The sequence below is a fragment of the Paractinoplanes rhizophilus genome (assembly GCF_042664765.1).
GTDB classification, from domain to species: domain Bacteria; phylum Actinomycetota; class Actinomycetes; order Mycobacteriales; family Micromonosporaceae; genus Actinoplanes; species Actinoplanes rhizophilus.
On record NZ_JBHTBJ010000045.1, the window covers coordinates 1 to 16,482 of the forward strand.

Sequence of the window (16,482 nt, forward strand, 5' to 3'; positions counted from 1 at the left end):
TCTACCTCGACATCCCCGACAAGGCCCTCGAACAGAACCCGTACCTGCCGCCGTACTACCACCCCGGCGAAAAATCCGACGAGATGCAATACATGCTCGAACGACGCCGCGAACTCGGCGGCTACGTCCCGTCCCGAGTGGTGCGGAGCCGGCCGCTCACCCTGCCCGGCGACGCCGCGTACGCGAGCGTGAAGCGCGGGTCGGGCAGCCAGCCGGTCGCCACCACCATGGCGCTGGTGCGGCTGGTCAAGGACCTGATCAAGGATCCGCACATCGGGCATCGGCTGGTGCCGATCATCCCGGACGAGGCCCGCACCTTCGGCCTGGACGCGTTGTTCCCGACCAAGAAGATCTACTCGCCGCACGGGCAGACCTACACCTCGGTCGACCGCGATCTGCTGCTGTCGTACAAGGAGGCAACCGACGGCCAGATTCTGCACGAGGGAATCACCGAGGCCGGGGCGACCGCCTCCTGGACCGCCGTCGGCACCTCGTACGCCACCCACGGGGAACCGATGATCCCGCTGTACATCTTCTACTCGATGTTCGGCTTCCAGCGCACCGGCGACGGTCTCTGGGCCGCCGCCGACCAGATGACCCGGGGCTTCCTGCTCGGCGCCACCGCCGGCCGCACCACGCTCAACGGCGAGGGCCTGCAGCATCAGGACGGCCACTCGCTGCTGATCGCCTCGGCCAATCCCGCATGCGTGGCCTACGACGCGGCCTACGCGTACGAGTTGGGCCACATCGTGCGCGACGGCCTCCGCCGGATGTACGGCGAGCAGCCGGAGAACGTCTTCTACTACCTCACCCTCTACAACGAGCCGATCCTCCAGCCGGCCGAGCCGGACGACGTCGACATCGACGGCATCGTGGCCGGCATGCATCGCCTCCGCGGCGCCGGCAACCCCGACGGCGCGGCGGCGCACATCCTGGCGTCCGGCATCACCGTGCCGGCCGCGCTGGCCGCGCAACGCACGCTCCGCGACGACTGGGGCATCCACACCGACGTCTGGTCGGTCACCTCCTGGACCGAGCTGCGCCGCGACGCCCTCGACGCCGACCGCTGGAATCTGCGGCATCCGGACGAGCCGGCCCGCGTCCCGTACGTCACCCGCCGCTTGCGGGAACACGCCGCCCCGGTGGTGGCGGTGTCGGACTGGATGCGGGCGGTGCCGGATCAGATCGCCCGGTTCGTGCCCGACCGGTGGGCGTCCCTGGGCACGGACGGGTTCGGCCGGAGCGACACCCGCGCGGCGCTGCGCCGGCACTTCCGCATCGACGAGGCGGCGATCGCCCTGCGCGTGGTGCAGGAGCTGGCCGCGAGCGGCGCGCTGGACGCGGCGACGCTCCACAAGGCACAGGCGGCATACGACGGTACGCCTTCCGACAGCACGCCATGAGGCATCACCGCGCGGCCGAGACAGCCGGAAGCGGCCCGATCGCACGCGGTCGGCAAGCAACGATCCCGACATTGGCCGTCGCGGCACCTGTCCGACCCGGTCCGCTCGACGGGACAGTGGGAACGAGGCACGCGGCGAGAGCACGACCCTAGGGGGTTTCCATGCAACTCATCGTTTATGGGGACTTCAACTGCCCCTACTCGTACCTGGCCAGCCAGCGGGCCGACGCGCTGCGGCGGCGGGGGCACCGGGTGGACTGGTGCGCCGTGGAGCACGATCCGCGGCTGTCGATGACCGGCACGCCCAGCGTGGCCGATGCCGACCGGTGGCGGCGCGAGCTGGCCGAGGTGGGCGCTCTGGCGCTGCCCGGCGAACACGCGCCCATCAACGTTCCGGCGCTGATCAGCAACACGTACGCCGCAACGTCGGCCTACGCCGAGTCGCTCACCGACGGGGTCGCCGATCGGCTGCGCCGGGACCTGTTCGACGCCATCTGGGTGCGCGGCGCCCATCTGAGCAACGCCTACGACGTACGCCCGCTGATCGCCGCGCTGACCTTCCCCCACGTACCGGTGCGGTCCTTGCTCGGGTTGGAACTTCCGCAGCCGGGACTGGGCAACCCCGACCCGGCGCAGCCGACCCGCATGCTCGGCGGCACCATCACCCCCACCGGGGCCCCGCTGACGACCACCGGCTGGCGGCGCGTCGTCGGGTGGCGCCGCCAATGGCTGACGCTCGGCGTGCCCGTGGTGCCCGCGGCGGTGAACTCGACCGGCGTCGTCCACTTCGGCGTCGATGCGCTGACCTGGCTCGCCGGGCTGCTGGCCGACCGGGAGCCGGACGGGCCGCGCGCCGGCCGCCGGCCGCCGGCGTCCCAGACGGCGACGGCGACGGCTTCGGAAAGAGCGAGGGCTTCGGCGACGGCTTCGGCGACGGCTTTGGAGAGAGCGACGGCTTCGGAGCGAGCGACAGCGCCGGCGAACCGGACGACCGAGCCGGCCGGGACCGTCAACGCCGGTCGCTGATCACTCCCGGCTCGCCCGGGCCACCGCCGCCGCGGCGTGGAAATGGCGCATCAAGCCCCATCGGAATACGGAGAAATGAGATCGGCATGCCTGCATCCAGCACGGTGGCCCCCGCTCGGCACCCCATCAGCGGCCCGGCGCCCGAGCCGCCCGTCGATAGCCACGCGAGCGCCGAGACCTCGCCCACCGCGATAGCCGTCATCCTCGGCAGCGCTCGGACCCAGGTGTGGGTGGCGGGCCGGCGCGGCCTCAGCTGCCCGACCGGCGACACGGCCGGCGCCTCCCGTGCGCTGGTGCGCCGGGGACGCGTCGCCGACAGTCGCGGCTGTGTCGATCTGCTGACGCGCCTGATCCGGCAGTACCGCGATCCGATCCCGGCCGGCTCGGTCGTGGTCGTCTGCCGGCCGGTGCTCGCGACCATGGCGGAGCAATACCTCCTGCGTCAGGTCGCCACCGCCGTGTTCGCGCCGTCGCGGGTGCTGTTCATCGACACCGTACGCGCGGCGGCCATCGGCGCCGGCGCCGCCGCGGGCAGCCTGCTCATCGCCGACATCGGCGCCGAGATCATCGAGGTGGCGGCGCTCCGGCACGGCAGGCTGACGGCGGCGCGGCGCATGGAGATCGGCACCCGCGACCTCAAGCGGGGCGCCCCCACCGAGTTGCTCGCCCGCGTCACCACCCGCATGGTCGACGAACTGCGCGAGGAGGCCACCGACGCCGTGGCCGCCGCGGCCTCGGCGCGTGGCCTCATGGTCGTCGGCGATGGGGCCATGACCCCCAGCCTGATGCTGCAGATCGCCGCGAAACTGCGCATCCCGGTACGGTCGACGGCCGCGCCGTGGACCGCGGCGCTCAACGGCGCGGGCCTCACCGCCGTGTCCGCAGCACGCCACCCGGCAACCCGCTGACCGGCCGGAGCGGACACCGGCGACGCCGCCGACGGTGCGGCGGGCCGAACGCCGGGTCGAAATCTCGAACAGTGGGAAAGATCGGCGTGGCTGAACCGGGGACGGAGCCGGGCGCGTACTCCATTTTGGATGTCGACAGGTCCACCTCTCACCCAGAGGACTTGCCCGCCGTCTGCCCGATTGAGGTCACATGCGAAGAAAACCGAGGTCCATCCGGTCGAAGATCGTTCTCGCTCTGCTGGTGCCGGTCCTCGCGCTGACCGGGCTGTGGGTGATCGACGTCAAGGCTTCGTTCGCCGACGCGACGGCGTTGCGCGACACGTACAACACGCGGGACAACGTGACCCTGCCGTGCGACCGGATGGTGGCCGCCCTGCAGGGCGAGCGCACCCGGTCGGCGGAGTTCCTGGCCACGGCCGGCGGCGACGCCGGCGCCCTGCGCGCCCGGCGGGCGGAGACCGACGCGGCGATCGCGCAGTTCCGGGAGTTGTCCCGCCGGTACCGGGGGAGCGGGGTCTCGGCCGACATCACCCGGGCGCGGATCGCGGACATGGCCACCAGCCTCGACTCGCTGACCCTGATCCGGACCCGGATCGACGCCCGGGACGCCACCCTGACCTCGGTCCTCAGCGGTTACACCGGCATCATCCGGACCGCGTTCAGCGTCTCGAACGCGGCCGCGGCCTCCAGCGATCCGCTGGTGGAGCGGGTCATGCGCACCATGGTCGCGATGCGCCGGGCCGGGGAGCTGCTCTACCAGGAGGACGCGATGCTGACCGGCGTCACCGCGGCAGGGCGTTTCGGCAACGGCGAGTATCTGCAGCTGGTCCAGATCGTCGGGGCATTGCGGTTCCAGATCCCGACCGCCGGGTCGACCCTGCCGGCGCCGGATCAGGCGCTGTTCAAGAGCATGCTCAGCGGTCCCGCGTTCGCGGCGCTGCGGACGGCCGAGGACCAGGTCATCGGGAGCGGGCCGTCGGACGGGCCGGTCGGGATCAGCCGGGAGGTCTGGAAGGCGACGTCGAACCCCGCGGTGAGCCAGTTCTTCGCCTTCCTCGCGGACGGCTACGACCACGCCGTCACGTTCGCGCGGCAGGCCCGGGACCGGATCCTGACCCGGTTCGGCGTCTCCGGCCTGCTCGGCCTGCTCGCCATCGTGGTGTCGCTGCTGTTCGCCGTGCGGATCGGCGGCTCGGTGGTACGGCGGCTGTCGCTGCTCCGGACCGCGGCCACCGAGCTCGCCCGGCGGCGGCTGCCGGAGCTGGTCCGGCGATTGCGGGCCGGTGAGCGCATCGACGTGGACGGCGAGGCGTTGCGCCTGCGCCTCGGTGGCGACGAGATCGCCGAGGTCGGCGCGGCGCTGTCCGACGTGCACCTCAGCGCGGTCGAGTCGGCGGCCGCGGAGGCCGCCATGCGGTACGACATGAACAAGGCCCTGGTCAACATCGCCCGCCGCAACCAGGCGCTGCTGGACCGCCAGATCGAGGCGCTCCGTCCGCTGGGCGGCGCCGACGCCCGCGCGTACCAGCTCGCCGTGCGGATGCGCCGGCACGCGGAGCATCTGGTGATCCTGACCGGCTCGGCGCGGAGCCGGCGCGGGCTCGGCGCCGGGGCCCTCGGCGAGATCCTCGCCCGGGTGGCCGGCGAGATGGAACACGCCGACCGGATCGCGATGGGCCCGATCGCCGACGCCGAGGTGCCCGAGCACGCCGCCGGCGACCTCGGCCACCTGATCGGTGAGCTGCTCGAGAACGCCATCACGTTCGCCGCCCCGGAAACGCCGGTGGGGCTGTCGGCCCGGCGGGTGCCGGACGGGATCGTGGTGGAGATCGAGGACCACGGGATCGGGATGTCGCCCGCCGCGATCGAGGAGACCAACCGCCGACTGGCGCAGCCGGGGGAGTTCGACCCGGCCGACAGCGCCCGGCTCGGCCTGTTCGTGGTGGCGACGCTGGCCGCTCAGCACGGGATCGGGGTCCGCCTCGGCCCCACCGGCGCGGGCGGCATCCGCGCGGTGGTGAGCCTGCCGGCGGCGCTGGCCGTGCCGACCGAGAAGGCGGCGCCGGAGGTCGCCTCGACCCGGCGGTCGGACGCGTCCCGGCTGGTGGGGATGGCGGGGCGGGCCGGGCGCCGGCCGCGGCACGCGGCGCCGCAGACCGAGTCAGTGCAATAGCGGCGGGACGGTGCTCCGGTACGGGACCGGAGCACCGTCACCTCATCGGCGTTTTTTAGGCAGGTCGAACTGGTCGGCCGAGCGGCAGTCCTTCTGGTTGCCGATCGCGGCCGGGCCCAGTTCGTTCAGGGCCGCGCGCGCTCGTTGCCGGCCGAGGTTCCACGCGTACCAGGGGTCGGGCTCTTTGAGGTCCTCCGCGATCCAGCTCAGCGTGCATCGGCGTACCGGATCGGGCAGTTTGGTCAGAGCGGGAGTCGCGTCGGCGGAGAGGGCCCGCAGATACCACGCGTCGATCTTGCCGGAGCCCGCGTAGCGGGCGGCGTTACGGCTGGCCACGTAGCCCTCGGGATCGAGCGCCGCGAGCCCGAGCAGCATCAGCACGGCGAGAGCGACGGTGGTGCCCGGGATCCACCGGCCCTGCCACTTGATGCCGGCGGCCGCGATCAGCACGAAGATCACGCCGAGCAGCATCTCGGACGCCATCACGAAGATCCGTTCCCCGGTGAAGCTGTAGACCCGCTGGTACTCCCACATCCGGGACAGCGCGGACGCCACGATGACCACACTCAAGGCACAGAGCAGACCCAGGAGTACGCGTAGCAGCACGCGCTCCGCCGGCTGATCCCGTTTCGCCCAGCGGGCCAGGGCCGCGATCAGCGCCAGCGACAGCAGCGTGACCGCGACCAGCTGCCAGAAGCCGCTCCGGGCGTACTGCGAGTAGCTGAGCCCGGCCGTCTCCAGCACGTGCCGCCGCCCGCCGAACAGCACGGTGAACTGCACCGCCACGAAACCGCCGAAGAGCAGCACCAGGGCGGCGCAGGCCGGCGCCCATTCGATCAGGCCGAGCCGGCCCTTGCCCGGGCTGTCCAGGCTGGAGGTGACCGGCGGGGCGGACAGCGTGTAGATGCCGGAGACGGCGAGCAGGCCGCCGGCCACCGCCAGGAAGATCCACAGGAAGACCGAGCCGATCGCGAAATCGGGGATGGCGTCGTCCAGCAGCTCGGAGAACGCGATGTCGGCCGACGACAACAGCGCGCCGAAGACCAGCAGCACCACGACGGTGAGCGCGACCGAGAAGAAGGCCCGCCGGGCGATTCCCGGGTTGCGGCCCGCGTTCAGGTGCCGGCGGACCCAACCGATGCCGGCGATCGCCGCGTACGGGGCGGCGACCAGGCTGAACAGGATCGACCGGACCTGCCGGCCGCCGACGATCGCCAGCGCGGTGCAGCCGATCGCGCCCAGCACGCTGAACGTCACCAGCCACCACGCGTTGCGGAACGCCAGGATGAGCAGGAGGGCGAGCGCCGCGGCGACCCAGCCGGAACGGATCAGGCGCTCCCGGCGCGGCAGGCCGGTGGACGTCCGGACGGCGAACGCCACGCCCAGCGTCAGCGCCAGCCAGCCGAGGAACCAGCCGATGCCCACCCGGTCGAGCGGCAGGAAGACCAGGAAGCCGAGGGCGCCGGCGAGCACACCGGCCGGGACGGCCCAGCCTTTGGCCTCCTTCGGCGCGGGCCAGTGCTTGGTGCGGAACTTCTGCCAGGCGGTCGGCGGGCGCTCGTACGAGCCGAACGGACGCATCGGGTAGGGCGGCGCGTACGGTTGCGGCGACTGGGCGACCAGCACTTGCGGTTTCACCGGCGGGGGCACCTGGGGTTCCGGGGGAGTGCTCGGGGCCGGCGAGGCCGGGGCCGGGGTTGGTGCGGCGGCCGGGGTTGGTGCGGCGGCGGTGGCTGGGGCTTCGCCGGCCGATGTGGTTGCGGCCGGCGCGGCCGCGGGCTTCTCGGGTTGATCGGCCGGCCGGGTGACGGCCGGAGCCTCCGCCGTCCGGGCCGGCGCCGACGCGGGGGCCGGCGCCGACGCGGGGGCCGGCGCCGACGCGGGGGCCGGCGCCGATGCGGCGGCGAGCGCCGGGGCCGGCGTCTGGGCCGGGATCATCGGTACGAACAGGGCATACCCGCGCGTGCCGGATGGGATCTGGACCGGGATCGCCCACGCCGTCTCCCCGTCGGACCCCGGCCAGACCATCGACGGGATCGCGTCGGTGGGCGGCATGACCAGCAGCTGGGGCGCCGGCACCGGGGCGGCGGGAACGTCTTTGCCCGGGTCCGCGGGAACGGACTTCGCCGTCTCGGCGGGATCGGGCTGCTCTGGTGGCAGGTCCGCCACTGCACCCTCCTAGATTGATCGGTGCGCACACCGTAAGCCGTACGCACCGCAATATCTACGCCGCGACGGGTCCGTATCGCCGCGACGACCGACCGGATTGGCACGGATCGGGGAGGTCGCCCACGCGGCCTCAGCGGCTGCGCCAGGAGGTGCGGGGGACCGGTCCGCGGCGCCGACGGAGGCCAGCGCCGGGGCGTGGGCGGTCCACCCGATCAGCCGTCCATCCGGTCCCGCTATGAGGTGGGCAGTGGCTGGGCCGGCCAGTCGAGCGCCCGGGCGCCGAGCACGGCGGCCTGCAGGGTGAACCGATGCGCGGGGTCGGCCGGGTCGTAGCCGGTGAGGGCGCGCACCCGGGCCAGGCGGTAGGTGACGGTGCGCACCGACACGTGGATGCGTTTGGCCGTCTCGGTGGCCACCGCGCCGGTGTCGAAGTAGGCCTGCAGCGTGGCGAGCAGCGGCTCGGCCCCGCCCCGGGCCTGGGTGAGCGGGCTGAGCACGGCCTGGACGAGCTCCACGATGGCCTGCTGATCGCGCAGCAGGACGCGGTAGATGAGCAGGTCGCGCGCGCTGACGACGGGGGACGGCACGCGCAGCCGGCGGGCCATCGTGAGCGCCTCGCGGGCCTCCTCGTAGGAGCGGGCGATGCCGTACAGGCCCGGATGGGGCCGCCCGACGGCGATCTGCCAGGGGCCGCCGCGAGGCAGGCGGCGCAGTTCGCCGTACATCAGGTGCCCGAGCTCCTCGGTGGGGTCCCGCTCCGGCGGCGCGGCGGTCGCGCTGATGGCCTCGGCGGGCGCCAGCACGACCAGCAGGCCGTCCTTGGTGGCGACCAGGACGTCCCGGTCGCCGAGCCGGTCGAAGATGACCGCCTCGAGGGCGGTGATGGCGGTCTCGGCGTCCGGCAGCCGCCGGCTGGGCGCGGCCAGGGCGACCTGGTGGACGCGGGCGAGGTCCAGGCCGAACGGCTCGGCCCGGTCGACCAGGGCGCCGAGGTCCGAGTCGCCGCGCAGCAGGTCGTCGATCAGCTCGCGGCGCAGGGTCTCCTCGTGCCGGACCAGATCGCGGCGGGCGACCGCGTACCCCTCGGCCAGGGTGGCGACCGCGTCGTCGACGACCTGGAGCACGGCCGCGGCGGCGGCGCGCACGGCCTCGCGGTCCCGGCTGCGGACGACTTCCGGCAGGTCCTGCCAGAGCCGGCGGGCGGCCGACAGGTAGAGCTGCACCACCCGGCCGGCCGAGATGCCCTGCTCGGCGGCCTGCCGGCCGAGCGCCTCGACGGCCTCGAGCTCGCTGCGCTTCGGTTTGCGGCCGGAGATGGCGGCGTCGGCCACCATCGGCAGGTAGTCGCCGAGCAGCGCCACCGGAATGCCGCCGGCGTCGCGGGCGGCCGCGGCGGCGACGCCGGCGAGCCATTGCTCACCGGCGTCGGTGATCGCCGGTCGTCGGGTACGGCGTGCGGCGTTCGTCATCACGGTGGCCTCTCCCACACTGGGCGTCCAGGTGTCCAGCATCGTGCATCGCGGCCGGGGACGCAGCGGCTCGGACGACGGTGCCGGCGCGTCGGTGTCCTTCATGCCCGATGGCGCGCCGTCGCCACGGCCGCCACCTCGAGGCTGTTCCGCGCGGGACGCGACGACCACGGGCGCCGGCGGCGACGTTCGCGGCCGTTCCTTGCCGGGCGTCGGCAAGCAGGTACCGAGGCGCCGCCATCGGTGCGTGATTACCGGTTACCGGCAACCAAGCGGGTGCATCTTCGCCGGTTGTTGCCAGTGTCGGCCGACCGGCCGGCGGGCAGGATGGATGGCCGGGACACACCAGCACGGAGGATGCGCCGATGAGACCGAGCGAGTCACCAGCGACGCGGACGGCCCTCGCGGTCGACTTCGGCAGCAGCGTCGCGGGCGTGTGGGCGGCCCGCCGCGGCACCGTCAGCGGCCCCAGCGGCGACGCGTTCGCGCCGGCCGGCAGCCTGGTGCGGCGGGGCCGGGTCGTCGATGTCGACGGCTGCGTCGCGGTGCTGCGGCAGCTGGTCGCCCGCTACGCCGACCCGATTCCGGCGGGCGGCGTGGTGGCGGCCTGCCGGCCGGTCCTGACCAGCCAGGACGACCAGGCGGCGATGCGCCGCGTGGTCGAGGCGGTCTTCGAGCCGGCCCGGGTGGCGTTCATCGACACGGTCCGCGCCGCCGCCATCGGCTCCGGAGCGGCCGCCGGCACGCTGCTGGTGGCCGACCTCGGCGCGCAACTGACCGAGGTGGCGCTGCTCCAGCACGGAAACGTGCTGGCCGCCCGGCGCGCCGAGATCGGCACCCGCGATCTCGCCCGGGGCGCGACCGCCGACCTGATCGCCGACATCGTCGCGCGCCACGTCGACGAGCTGCGCGATTCCGCCGCTTCCGTCGAGATGGCGTCCGCGTCGGCCCGCGGCATGCTGCTGGTCGGCGACGGCGCCGTGCACCCCGAACTGCCGGTGGCCCTGGCCGCCGCGCTGCGCATGCGCGTGCATCGCGCCGCGGCCCCGCGCACCGCGGCGCTCAACGGCGCCGGCCTGGCCGCCATGTCGCTGCTGCGTCACCCGGTCGGCACCTGACGAGCCCGCCACGCGCCCGAGGTATGGAGGCCCCGATGACCATCGCACCGCAAACGCCGCAAGCCCCGGCGGCCGAACCACTGGAACTGCTCCGCACCATGCTGGAGGAGCAGTTCGCGCTGCACACCCAGCGGCTCACCGAGCTGACCGTGTACGGCCGGCTGCCCGGCCACGGCGGTTACGACCGGCACACCCTGGACGTCCTCGCCGCCGCGTCCCGGCAGGCCATCGCGGACGCGGCGGGCGCGCTGCGGCGGATGAGCGAGGGCACGTACGGCGTGTGCGAGGACTGCGGCCGGCCGATTCCGCTCGGCCGCCTCCGCGCCCTGCCGCACGCCCGCCATTGCACCCGATGCGACCCGGGGCGCGACGGCCGGCCGCGATGAACGGTCGCCGGCCGGACGATCTTTGACGGTCAGGACGTGCTGATGTTGGCCACCAGCCGCGCGATGTGCGCGGCGCGCTGCTGACGGGTGTCGGGCCGGCCCGGCACCCCGGGACGGCGCTGCCAGGGCAGCGGGCCGTCGGCGGGCCGGTACTCCACGCCGAGCACGTCGAGCCGGTCCAGATGGCCGGTGAGCCGGCGGGCGAAGTCGCGGTAGTCGCCGCCGGCCGGGCTCCAGAGGGCCTCGGCCACCGCGCACAGCCGGGGAAAGGCCAGATAGTCGACGGCGCGCGGCGAGTCGGCGTGTTCGGTCCAGATGTTGGCCTGGCCGCCGAGGATGTGCCGGGCCTCGGCCGGGCTCAGCTCGGCCGGCACCGGGTCGAAGGCGTACGCGTCGGCCACGGTCAGCGCGATGGCGACCGGGATCGGCTCGTCCGGCGACTCGGACTGCCGGTAGTCGAGGTAGACGTGGTCGTCCGGGCAGGACACCACGTCGTACCCGCGGCGGGCGGCCGCGATCGCCCCGGTCAGGCCGCGCCACGACAGGATCGTGGTGCCGGGTGCCAGCTCGCCCTCGAGGATCTCGTCCCAGCCGAACAGGCGGCGGCCGGCCGCGGTCAGATGCTCGTCGAGGCGGCCGATGAACCAGGACTGCAGCTGCTCCGCGCTGGTCAGGCCGAGCTCGGCCATGCGCTCGGTGGTGCGCGGGTCGTTGCGCCACTGGTCGCGGGGGCACTCGTCGCCGCCGACGCCGATCCAGCGGGCCGGGAACAGCTCGATGACCTCGTCCAGGACGTCGCGGAAGAAGCCGACGGTGGACTCCTCGGCGTTGAGGACGTTGGGGTTGATCCCCCAGCGCGTCCAGACCTCCAGCGGCCGGCCGGTGACCCCGAGCCGCGGATAGGCCGCCAGCGCCGCCTGCACGTGCCCGGGCGACTCGATCTCGGGGACGACGGTGATGAAGCGCTCGGCGGCATAGGCGACGATCTCGCGTACGTCGTCCTGGGTGTAGAAACCGCCGTGCGGGCGCCCGTCGCCCGGCGCGTCCCGGGTGGCGCCGACCTGGCTCTCCCGCCGCCCCGCGCCGACCTCGGTGAGCAGCGGATACCGCTTGATCTCCAGGCGCCAGCCCTGGTCGTCGGTCAGGTGCCAGTGCAGGGTGTTGAGCCGGTGCAACGCCATCAGGTCGAGGAAGCGCAGCACGTCGTGCTTCGGCATGAAATGCCGGGCGACGTCGAGCATCGCCCCGCGCCAGGCGAACCGCGGCTCGTCGCGCACGTCCACGGCCGGCACGGCCCAGCGCTGCCCGGCGACGAGCGCGCGCCGGTACACCGCGGGCGGCAGCAGTTGCAGCAGCGCCTGGCAGCCGTAGAACACGCCGGCCGGGCTGCCGCCCGCGATGGTGGCCCGCTCGGGGGTGACCCGCATCCGGTACGCCTCGGGGCCGAGGTCGCCGGCCAGCTCCAGCGCGATGCCGCCCGGCTCCGCCGCCTCGTTCAGGGGCAGGCCGGTGGCGGGACGCAACGCCTGCCGCAGCCAGGCGAGGACACCGCCGAGGCTCGCGGGCGCGGACAGGGTGGTGCCGTGGTTCAGGACGAGCTCCCCGGCGCCGGCGGCGAAGGAGAGCGGGCGAGGGATCAGCAAGGTGGAACCTAGCCCTTCACAGCGCCGGCGGACATTCCGGCGACAAGGTTGCGCTGAATGATCAGGAAGAACACGACGACGGGTACGGAGAACAGTACGGACGCGGCCATCTGCCCGCCGAAATCGGTGCCGGTGTGCGGATTGGTGAACGACGCCAGCCAGACCGGCAGGGTGTACCGGCTCTGGTCCGGCATGAACGTGTACGCGAACAGGTAGTCGTTCCACGCCGCGATGAACGCGAAGATGCCGGTCGAGATCACGCCCGGGGCGACCAGCGGGAACAACACCCGGGTCAGCACGCCCCAGGTGCTCGCGCCGTCGATGTGGGCGGCCTCCTCGATCTCGGCCGGGATGGCGACGAAGAAGCCGCGCATCACCCAGATCGAGAACGGCAGCACGGTGGCGACGTAGGCCAGGACCAGCGCCGCGTACGTGCCGAGCAGGCCCAGGCCGTTGAACATCACGAACATCGGGATCAGCAGCGCGGTGCCCGGCAGCATCTGCACCGCCAGGATGACGACCATGATGGTGCGCCGGCCGCGGAACCGGAACCGCGACAGCGCGGCGGCGGCGAACAGGCCCAGCACGATCGAGGCCACCACGGTCAGCGCGACGACGATGACGCTGTTGCGCAGATCGGTCAGGAACTGCGGCTGGCGCACCGCGTTGCCGAAGTTGCTCAGGGTCGGGTGGTCCGGCAGGAAATGCGGCGTCGCGGTCATCACCTCGGGCCGCGGCTTGAACGCCGTGTTGACCATCCAGTAGACCGGGAACGCCCACAGCAGGCAGAAGATCGCCGCGAGGGTGTTCGCCACCCAGCGGCCGCGACGGCTCACAGGTCCTCCCCGGATCGCAGCAGGTTGCGGATGTAGAACGCGGTCAGCCCGAGCAGCAGCAGCGTGGTGACGACCGAGATCGCCGCGCCCTGCCCGATGTGGAAGCCGACGAACGCGGTCTTGTACGTGAACACACCCAGCGTGGCGGTGCTGTCGCCGGGGCCGCCGCGGGAGATCAGCCAGATCTGGTTGAAGACGTTGTAGTCCCAGATCACCGACAGGATGGTGACCAGCAGCAGGGTCGGCCGGATGTGGTTGAGCGTGACGATCCGGTAGACCGCGAGCTCGCTCGCGCCGTCCAGCCGGGCCGCCTCCTGGTACTCCCGCGGGACCTGGGTCTCGGCGGCGTTGAGGGTCAGCGCGATGAACGGCACGGCCTGCCAGACGATCAAGAGCCAGATCGAGACGTACGCCCGCGCCGGGTCCTGCGCCCAGTTCAGATCCGCGGTGCGGCCGAAGACCCCGACCCGGTCGAGCGCCCAGTTGACGACGCCGTACCCCGGCTGGAACAGCCAGTTCCACACCAGCGAGGAGGCCACGTTCGGCATCGCCCAGGCGACGATGAGCACCACGGTGACCGTGTAGCGCCAGCCGCGGCCGAGCCGGACGAGCAGGTGCGAGACGCCCATGCCGATCAGCACGCTGCCGGCCACCATCGCCGCGGTGAACAGGACCGTCCGCAGCAGCGACTGCCAGAACGCGGGGTCGGCCAGCAGCTCGGCGTACTGGTCGGCGCCGACGAACGAGTACGAGCCGGTGAACAGGGTCCGCTGGTTGTAGTCGGTGAACGACGTGAAGATCAGGAAGCCGATCGGCGCCAGTGTCACGACGACCAGCACCAGGCCCGCGGGGCTGAGCAGCCACAGCGGCGCCCGGTCCCGCCGTCGCCGGCGGGGCCGCGGTGCGAGCGCGGGAGGCGCGGCCGGCGTGGCGCCGGCCGCGTCCCGGAGGGCGGTGGTGGCCGGCACGACGGTCACTTGCCGCCGGCGAGGGTGGACTCGAGGTGGGCGTCGAATTCCCGGCCGGCGTCCGCGGGCGACTTGGCGCCCGAGGCGACCGCCGAGAACACCTGGTTGATGCTCTTGTCGCCCTCCAGGGTGGGCCACTGCGCCGCGGCCGGGGTGGCCTTGGAGTTCAGCGCGGCGGTGAAGAAGCCCGTCAGCTGCTCGTCGAGGCTCGCCTGGGCGGCCTCGATGCCCTCGGTGCTGTTCGGGATCCAGCCGTCGTGGCCGAAGACGTCCTTGTCCTGCACCGCCGGGCCGGCCGCGATCTTGGTCCACTGCAGGGCCAGCTCGGGGGTGTCGCTCTTGGTGGCAATGCCCCAGTCGGAGCCGCCGAGCATCACCGGCTGAGCCTTGCCCGAGACGCCGGGCAGCGGGAACGTGCCCAGATCCGCGGTCTTGATCTTCGGGTTGGCCTTCTGGATCAGGCCGAGCGAGCCGGTGGTCGACAGGATGGCCGAGGTCTTGCCGTCGGCGAAGACCTGGTTCTGGTCCGGGGTGATGGTGTCCAGGGCCTGCGACGCCTTGGTGGAGTACGAGTTCTGGAAGGTCTTGAAGTCGGAAAGCCCCTTCTGGCCCTCCGGCGTGGAGAAGCCGCCCTTCCAGGCGCCGCCGGTGCTGCTGGCGATGTCGCCGCCGGCGTCCCAGACGAACTGCATGCCGGCGTACCAGTACTGCCCGGGCAGGTAGAACGGCGCGAAGTCGGCGGCCGGGTGGTGCGCCCGGACCTTGTCGAGCGCGGCGGTGAGCTCGGCGTACGTCTTCGGTGTCGCGGTGACCCCGGCCGCCGCCCAGGTCTTCTTGTTGTAGATGACCGCGCGGGCGCCGGCGAAGCCGGGCACCGCGTACAGCCGGCCGTCGACGGTGGCGGGCTCCTCCAGACCGGCCAGCCAGGTGCGGCCCTGCTGCAGATCCGCCTTGTACGCCGTCAGATCGAGCAGCCCGCCGTTCGCGGCGAAGCCGGGCACCTGCGTGTTGCCGAGGTCGAGCACGTCCGGGGTGCCGCTGGTCGACAACGCCGTACTGATCTTGGTGGTGATGCTCTCCCACTGCTGGATCTGCACGTCCACCTGGGCGCCGGTGGCCTGGGTGAACTGGTCGTTGATGGCCTTGATGGTGGCGTCGGTGTAGTCGCCGTCCATGACCCAGACGGTCAGCGTCTTGCCCTCGCCCCGGGTGTTCGGCACGGTCCGGGGCGAGCCGTCGTCTCCGGCGGCCGGCTTCGAGCCGCCACCGCACGCGCTCACCAGCAGGGTCGCGGCACAGAGGACGGCCGTGGCGGCGTAGCGGCGCTTGTTCATGGGGACTCCTCAAGGGGTTCTGTCGCGGGCGCGATGGTCGTCCTTTTCATCATGTGCTGTTGGCGATGAAAATTACGACCGCAACGTGCTCCAGTCAATAACTCTTTCCCAAGAACTCTTTCTATGTTTCGATCTCGGTCATGGAACTGGTGGTGGGCGTCGACGCGGGCGGCACCGCCTCGACTGCCGTGGTCGCGACGACCGGCGGGAGAATCGTCGGCCGCGGGCGCTCCGGCCCCGGCAACCCGTTGACCGCCGGCGCCGGAAACGCCGCGACCGCGGTCGCCGCCGCGGTCCGCGAGGCGCTGGGCGAGCACTCGCCGGCGCTGGTGGGCGCCGCGACCCTGGGCATCGCCGGGCCGGCCTCCGCCGCGCCGTTCGCTCCCGCGCTGGCCGCCCTGGGCGTGACCGGGCCGGTCGGCGTGGTCGGCGACGTGGTGACCGCGTTCGCGGCCGGGAGTCCCGCCGAGTCCGGGGCGGTGCTCGTCGCCGGCACCGGGGCGATCGCCGCGGCGGTGCGCGCGGACGCCGTCGTGCGCACCGAGGACGGCCTCGGCTGGCTGCTCGGCGACGAGGGATCGGGCCGCTGGCTGGGGCTGCAAGCCGTGCGGACCGCCGTACGGAACTGGTCGTCGCCCTTCGCCGCGCGGGTGGCCGCCCAGGCCGGCGTGCGCACCGCCGACGAGATGGTCTACTGGGCCCAGGCGCTGCCGCTCGGCGAGATCACCGAGCTGGCCCCGCTGGTCTGCGCGGCCGCCCGCGCGGCCGACCCGCACGCGACCGCCATCGTCGGCGCGGCCGTCGCCCACCTGGTGCACACCCTCGACGAGCTACGTCCGGACGGCCCGGTCGTGCTGGCCGGCGGCCTGCTGACCACCGGCACGCCGGTCCGCGACGGCGTCCTCGGCATCCTGCGCGAGCGGGGGCTGCGCCCGCGCACCGGCCGCGACCCGGCGGCCGGCGCGGCCTGGCTGGCGGCACGGCCGCGGAGCCCGCTGTCCCCGGCGGCGTTGCACGACGCCCTCCTCGGCAGCGTCGTAGATTGAGATC

The 16,482-nt window shown here is 73.2% G+C and carries 13 protein-coding genes; 7 read left to right on the plus strand and 6 right to left on the minus strand.

The genetic code is table 11. The features are described 5' to 3' along the window. The 4 genes from ACFQS1_RS34815 to ACFQS1_RS34830 all read left to right on the plus strand — a co-directional run. Positions 1–1,403 (plus strand): transketolase-like TK C-terminal-containing protein (locus tag ACFQS1_RS34815; RefSeq protein WP_417629342.1); only part of this gene is annotated, 1,403 nt, incomplete at its 5' end. A 161-nt stretch (positions 1,404–1,564) separates the two neighbouring features. Further along, positions 1,565–2,428, plus strand: coding sequence for a DsbA family protein (locus ACFQS1_RS34820; protein WP_378976272.1), 864 nt, complete (start codon positions 1,565–1,567; stop codon positions 2,426–2,428). An 86-nt stretch (positions 2,429–2,514) separates the two neighbouring features. Next, positions 2,515–3,336 (plus strand): rod shape-determining protein, encoded by an 822-nt coding sequence (locus tag ACFQS1_RS34825; protein WP_378976273.1) that lies wholly within the window; start codon positions 2,515–2,517, stop codon positions 3,334–3,336. A gap of 190 nt (positions 3,337–3,526) precedes the next feature. Next, positions 3,527–5,509 carry a sensor histidine kinase gene (locus ACFQS1_RS34830; RefSeq protein WP_378976274.1) on the plus strand — a complete coding sequence of 661 codons (1,983 nt, stop codon included), beginning with the start codon at positions 3,527–3,529 and terminating at the stop codon, positions 5,507–5,509. A 42-nt stretch (positions 5,510–5,551) separates the two neighbouring features. Here ACFQS1_RS34830 and ACFQS1_RS34835 read toward each other — a convergent pair whose 3' ends face one another. Both ACFQS1_RS34835 and ACFQS1_RS34840 read right to left on the minus strand, forming a co-directional pair. After that, complete coding sequence (locus ACFQS1_RS34835; RefSeq protein WP_378976275.1) at positions 5,552–7,678, minus strand: DUF4153 domain-containing protein; 2,127 nt, start codon at positions 7,676–7,678, stop codon at positions 5,552–5,554. Between the two features lie 233 nt (positions 7,679–7,911). Then, on the minus strand, positions 7,912–9,252 hold the full coding sequence (locus ACFQS1_RS34840) for a PucR family transcriptional regulator (RefSeq protein WP_378976276.1): 1,341 nt from the start codon (positions 9,250–9,252) through the stop codon (positions 7,912–7,914). A gap of 260 nt (positions 9,253–9,512) precedes the next feature. Here ACFQS1_RS34840 and ACFQS1_RS34845 point away from each other — a divergent pair, with 260 nt between their 5' ends. Together ACFQS1_RS34845 and ACFQS1_RS34850 are read left to right on the plus strand one after the other, a co-directional pair. After that, complete coding sequence (locus tag ACFQS1_RS34845) at positions 9,513–10,265, plus strand: cell shape-determining protein MreB (RefSeq protein WP_378976277.1); 753 nt, start codon at positions 9,513–9,515, stop codon at positions 10,263–10,265. Between the two features lie 35 nt (positions 10,266–10,300). Continuing rightward, positions 10,301–10,651, plus strand: coding sequence for a TraR/DksA family transcriptional regulator (locus ACFQS1_RS34850; protein WP_378976278.1), 351 nt, complete (start codon positions 10,301–10,303; stop codon positions 10,649–10,651). Positions 10,652–10,680: 29 nt separating this feature from the next. Here the strand turns inward: ACFQS1_RS34850 and ACFQS1_RS34855 are convergent, their stop codons facing one another. The 4 genes from ACFQS1_RS34855 to ACFQS1_RS34870 are packed head-to-tail and all read right to left on the minus strand — an operon-like array spanning position 10,681 to position 15,432. Then, a complete protein-coding gene (locus tag ACFQS1_RS34855; RefSeq protein ID WP_378976279.1) occupies positions 10,681–12,294 on the minus strand; it encodes a beta-N-acetylhexosaminidase in 1,614 nt (537 codons plus the stop codon). 8 nt (positions 12,295–12,302) lie between these two features. After that, positions 12,303–13,130, minus strand: a complete 828-nt coding sequence (locus ACFQS1_RS34860) for a carbohydrate ABC transporter permease (RefSeq protein WP_378976280.1) — start codon at positions 13,128–13,130, stop codon at positions 12,303–12,305. Continuing rightward, positions 13,127–14,107, minus strand: coding sequence for a carbohydrate ABC transporter permease (locus tag ACFQS1_RS34865; RefSeq protein ID WP_378976281.1), 981 nt, complete (start codon positions 14,105–14,107; stop codon positions 13,127–13,129). Before ACFQS1_RS34865 ends, ACFQS1_RS34860 begins: the two co-directional genes overlap by 4 nt. Beyond that, positions 14,104–15,432 (minus strand): extracellular solute-binding protein, encoded by a 1,329-nt coding sequence (locus ACFQS1_RS34870; RefSeq protein ID WP_378976282.1) that lies wholly within the window; start codon positions 15,430–15,432, stop codon positions 14,104–14,106. Before ACFQS1_RS34870 ends, ACFQS1_RS34865 begins: the two co-directional genes overlap by 4 nt. A gap of 140 nt (positions 15,433–15,572) precedes the next feature. Here ACFQS1_RS34870 and ACFQS1_RS34875 point away from each other — a divergent pair, with 140 nt between their 5' ends. After that, positions 15,573–16,478: an N-acetylglucosamine kinase gene (locus ACFQS1_RS34875; protein ID WP_378976283.1), complete on the plus strand. Its 906-nt coding sequence runs from the start codon at positions 15,573–15,575 to the stop codon at positions 16,476–16,478. The last annotated feature ends 4 nt before the right edge of the window (positions 16,479–16,482 follow it).

What these genes read in the sequence shown, in the direction of transcription:
- ACFQS1_RS34820 (WP_378976272.1), top strand. Translation starts at nt 1,565, where the DNA reads ATGCAACTCATCGTTTATGGGGACTTCAACTGCCCCTACTCGTACCTG.
- ACFQS1_RS34825 (WP_378976273.1), top strand. Translation starts at nt 2,515, where the DNA reads ATGCCTGCATCCAGCACGGTGGCCCCCGCTCGGCACCCCATCAGCGGC.
- ACFQS1_RS34830 (WP_378976274.1), top strand. Translation starts at nt 3,527, where the DNA reads ATGCGAAGAAAACCGAGGTCCATCCGGTCGAAGATCGTTCTCGCTCTG.
- ACFQS1_RS34840 (WP_378976276.1), bottom strand. Translation starts at nt 9,252, where the DNA reads ATGAAGGACACCGACGCGCCGGCACCGTCGTCCGAGCCGCTGCGTCCC.
- ACFQS1_RS34845 (WP_378976277.1), top strand. Translation starts at nt 9,513, where the DNA reads ATGAGACCGAGCGAGTCACCAGCGACGCGGACGGCCCTCGCGGTCGAC.
- ACFQS1_RS34850 (WP_378976278.1), top strand. Translation starts at nt 10,301, where the DNA reads ATGACCATCGCACCGCAAACGCCGCAAGCCCCGGCGGCCGAACCACTG.
- ACFQS1_RS34870 (WP_378976282.1), bottom strand. Translation starts at nt 15,432, where the DNA reads ATGAACAAGCGCCGCTACGCCGCCACGGCCGTCCTCTGTGCCGCGACC.
- ACFQS1_RS34875 (WP_378976283.1), top strand. Translation starts at nt 15,573, where the DNA reads ATGGAACTGGTGGTGGGCGTCGACGCGGGCGGCACCGCCTCGACTGCC.